4 protein-coding genes are annotated in these 3,591 nt (G+C 65.1%); 2 read left to right on the forward strand and 2 right to left on the reverse strand.

The window, feature by feature from the left end; all coding sequences use genetic code 11:
• Positions 1-267 precede the first annotated feature (267 nt).
• Entirely contained in the window at positions 268-1,632 is a 1,365-nt protein-coding gene (locus EOA33_RS28190) for an RtcB family protein (protein ID WP_245482459.1), read from the forward strand.
• A 115-nt stretch (positions 1,633-1,747) separates the two neighbouring features.
• Here EOA33_RS28190 and EOA33_RS28195 read toward each other — a convergent pair whose 3' ends face one another.
• On the reverse strand, positions 1,748-2,302 hold the full coding sequence (locus EOA33_RS28195) for an alpha/beta hydrolase (protein ID WP_127407135.1): 555 nt from the start codon (positions 2,300-2,302) through the stop codon (positions 1,748-1,750).
• 110 nt (positions 2,303-2,412) lie between these two features.
• Between EOA33_RS28195 and EOA33_RS28200 the strand changes: the two genes are divergently transcribed.
• Complete coding sequence (locus EOA33_RS28200) at positions 2,413-2,883, forward strand: Lrp/AsnC family transcriptional regulator (RefSeq protein WP_126059122.1); 471 nt, start codon at positions 2,413-2,415, stop codon at positions 2,881-2,883.
• Here EOA33_RS28200 and EOA33_RS28205 read toward each other — a convergent pair.
• Complete coding sequence (locus EOA33_RS28205) at positions 2,873-3,349, reverse strand: Lrp/AsnC family transcriptional regulator (RefSeq protein WP_127400059.1); 477 nt, start codon at positions 3,347-3,349, stop codon at positions 2,873-2,875. The genes EOA33_RS28200 and EOA33_RS28205 overlap by 11 nt on opposite strands.
• Positions 3,350-3,591 lie beyond the last annotated feature (242 nt).

The raw sequence follows: 3,591 nt of genomic DNA on the forward strand, positions 1-3,591 counted from the left end.
GCGCCCGCGAAATGCTGCTCCTATTGCGGCGGCCGCGACCACAATTTCGAGGACTGCCCGAAGCGCAAGGCCGATGCCGAGAAGCAGAAAGAGGAGGCGCGCGCAGAGTTGGATCGCGCGCGCGAAAAATCTCCATCGAACTGATCGCGTCGGCGTCGTCATCTGATCATGGCATCGCCGCGTTACGGCGCGGTGGCGATTGTGCCGGCTGGTTCGCGCCGGCGCGATGTGGTATTCACCGCGCCTTTTTGGCGACGGGGAACGGCCGTGATTACCGGCAAGGATCTCATCCAGTGGGGTTTCAAGCCTGGGAAATGGTTTCCCGGGGCGATCGCCGATGCCCAGCGCATGGAGGGCGAGGGCAGGTCGCAGGACGAGATATTCGCCCATCTCCAGACGCTCATGCCGGTCGAGATGATGCCGCGCACCAACGCGCTGCCGTTCGGCGTTTTCCTCGAACCCGAAAATGATGTCGAGCGAGACAATCTTGGGCTGGTCGTGGAAGCGATGGACGCGCTTCTGCGTACGCCGACCGTAGTGTCAGGTGTCGTCATGCCTGACGCATGTCCGGCCGGCACCATTCCGGTAGGCGGCGTCGTGGCGACCAGGAACGCCATCCATCCCGGCTTCCATTCGGCCGACATCTGCTGCTCGATGGCCATCACCGTCTTCAAGCGCAACGACGACCCGAAGAAAATCCTCGACGCCGCCTTCGAGATCACCCATTTCGGTCCCGGCGGCCGCAAGGACCAGCGCGGCTGGGCGATGCCCGCCGAGCTTTCGGCGCGCTTCAAGGCCAACCGGTTCCTCTCCGACGTGACAGCGATCGGCGACAGCAATCTCGGCACGCAGGGCGACGGCAACCACTTCCTCTATGTCGGGCATCTGCGCTCGACCGGACAGCCGGCGATCGTCACCCATCACGGCTCGCGCGGCCCGGGCGCCATGCTCTACAAGCGCGGCATGGCGGTTGCCCGCCGGCATACCGCGATCGTCTCGCCGAAGACGCCGCCGGGTGCCGCCTGGATCGAGGCCGACACGCCGGACGGCCGGGCCTATTGGGACGCGTTGCAGGTCATTCGCGAATGGACCAAGCAGAACCATTTCCGCATCCATGACCGCATCCAGGCCAAGCTCGGCAACCAGATCGCCGACCGCTTCTGGAACGAGCACAATTTCGTCTTCCGTCGCGACGACGGGCTTTTCTACCACGCCAAGGGGGCGACGCCGTCCTTCGACGGCTTTTCGCCGGACGATGACGGCCGCACGCTGATCCCGATGAACATGAGCGAGCCGATCCTGATCGCCGGCCATGCCGACAAGAAGGCGGCGCTCGGCTTTTCACCGCACGGCGCCGGCCGCAACATGAGCCGCACGCGCTATCTGCGCGAGGTGATCGGCAGCCGCGACTTCGACGATGTGGTGAAGGCCGAGACGAACGGGCTCGACATCCGCTTCTGGCTCGGCACGCCGGACCTGTCGGAACTGCCGGCGGCCTACAAGAGCGCGAGCCAGGTGGTCGGCCAGATCGAGCGGCACCGCCTTGCAACGATCGACGACTTCGTCGACCCTTACGGCTCGATCATGGCGGGCGACTGGCAGCAAGACATGCCCTGGCGGGACAGGAGGTGAGTGGCTCGTGAGTGCCTGCGGCCATCCTCCGGTGCCCCGGAGGCGGTAGCGATGACTTCAGCACCCCGTGCGCTTCGCCGCCTTGCTCAGGTCATCGTTCGTCGGCTTCCGCCAACTAGGCCCCTGCCGTCTCCCTTTGCACCTCGCTAGCGAAAGCCGCCAGCAGTTCCATTCCCTCGGCCCAATCACCAAGTCCGCTGTCGCCATTGATGTGGCCGAGTGTGCCGGCAACATGCAGGCCGCTTTCCCATTGCGCGGCCTTTGTCCCGGCATACTCCAGCGAGCCATAGGGATCGTCGCTGCTGGCGACGATGAGCGAGGGGAAGCGAAGCCGCCCTGCCGGCGTGCCCGCGAAGCTTCGTGCCGAGGCCGGAAAGGCCTCGCTTGCCGGGTCGGGAACCGCGACCAGGAAAGCCCCGGCGACCGCACGCCGCGAGACCTGCTGCCAATGCGCGACGAGCAGGCAGCCGAGGCTGTGGGCAATCAGGACGGGCGGGGCATTCGCCGCCGCCACCGCAGCGTCGAGGGCGCCGATCCAGTCGTCGAGGTCCGGCTGCTCCCAACTCGCCGGGCTGAAGCGGCGCATCGCTGGGTTCGCCCGCTGCCAGCGCGTCTGCCAGTGTGCTTCGCCCGAGCCGCCAATGCCGGGCACGATGATGAATTCGCTCATGGACCGCCTTTCCTGCCGATGCAATACCGGCAATTCTAGGCCTTCCTCTGGCCGAGGGAATGAGAGATCATCGGAAAGCAGGCAAGAATTCCGATGGATTGAAGGCAAGCATGGCAAACGGCGAGGCAAGACCGAGGCTCGACCCCACCGACATGGCGATCGTGGAGATCCTGCAGGAGGACGGCCGCATCGGCATTTCCGAGCTTGGCCGCCGCGTCGGCCTGTCCCAGCCCGCCACCTCCGAGCGGGTGAAACGGCTGGAGGAGCGCGGCATCGTCGCCGGCTACCGGGCGGTGATCGAGCCCGCGGCGCTTGGGCTCGGCACCATGGCCGTCATCCGCCTGCGCACCACGCATGAGCACATCCAGTCCTGCCTGAAGAAATTCGCGCAGATGCCTGAGGTGATCGAGGTGCTGCGGGTGACCGGCGAGGACTGTTTCCTGGTCAAGGTCGTCGTCCCGTCGCCGCCCGATCTCGAGGCAATCGTCGACGGCATCGGCCGCTACGGCGCGGTGACGACGAATGTGGTGCTGCGGGCCGAGCCGCCGAAGCGGCTGGGGCGGGACCTCGTTATGCGATGAGGCGCAGCGTATGCGCCGCCGCGTTGGCGAAGGAAATATCCCCCTTGATCTCGCGCATCGCCATCGAGGTTATGGTGCGCCGCACGCCGGGTAGGCGGCTCAGCTCCTCGCGCAGCATCCGGTCGAGCGCCATCATGTCAACCGTCACGATCTGCAGGAGGTAGTCGGCCTCGCCGGTGGTGGCGTAGCAGCGCCGGATCAGCGGATGTCTCTGCACCGCCGCCTCGAAGGCGTCCGACACCTCGAAGTCAATCGACACCTGGATGAAGGCCTCGATGTCGAAGCCGATCCTGGCCGGATCGATGCGGGTGGAATAGCCGCGGATGACGCCCGCTTCCTCCAGCGCCTTTACCCGCTTCCAGCAAGGCGTCTTGCTGAGGCCGACCTCCTCGGCCAGTTCGCCAAAGGAGATGCGCGCGTCGCGCTCGAGTGCGGCGACGATCTTGCGGTCGAGGGCATCCAGCATCAATCGTTCTCCATATTTCGCTCTAAAGAGGACATTCGTCCTTCAAATGGCGCCATTTGGATAACAAAAAGGAACAATGTTCAAGCGAAAAGCCCTATCCTGGTCTCAGTATCCAACGAATGGCCCGCATCGCGGCCCGGGCAAGGGAGAAGAACATGCTGAAGTCCGAATACCACGCCCGCATCGAGGCGCCCGAGATGCGCGACTACGGTGTCTATCTGCAATGCGACAAGCTTCTCCAA

Origin of the sequence: Mesorhizobium sp. M4A.F.Ca.ET.050.02.1.1, assembly GCF_003997725.1 — a bacterium.
In the GTDB taxonomy this organism is placed as follows: domain Bacteria; phylum Pseudomonadota; class Alphaproteobacteria; order Rhizobiales; family Rhizobiaceae; genus Mesorhizobium.

Excerpts from the sequence above, each read along its gene's own strand:
- EOA33_RS28195 (WP_127407135.1), bottom strand. The coding sequence starts at position 2,302 with ATGAGCGAATTCATCATCGTGCCCGGCATTGGCGGCTCGGGCGAAGCA.
- EOA33_RS28200 (WP_126059122.1), top strand. The coding sequence starts at position 2,413 with ATGGCAAACGGCGAGGCAAGACCGAGGCTCGACCCCACCGACATGGCG.
- EOA33_RS28205 (WP_127400059.1), bottom strand. The coding sequence starts at position 3,349 with ATGCTGGATGCCCTCGACCGCAAGATCGTCGCCGCACTCGAGCGCGAC.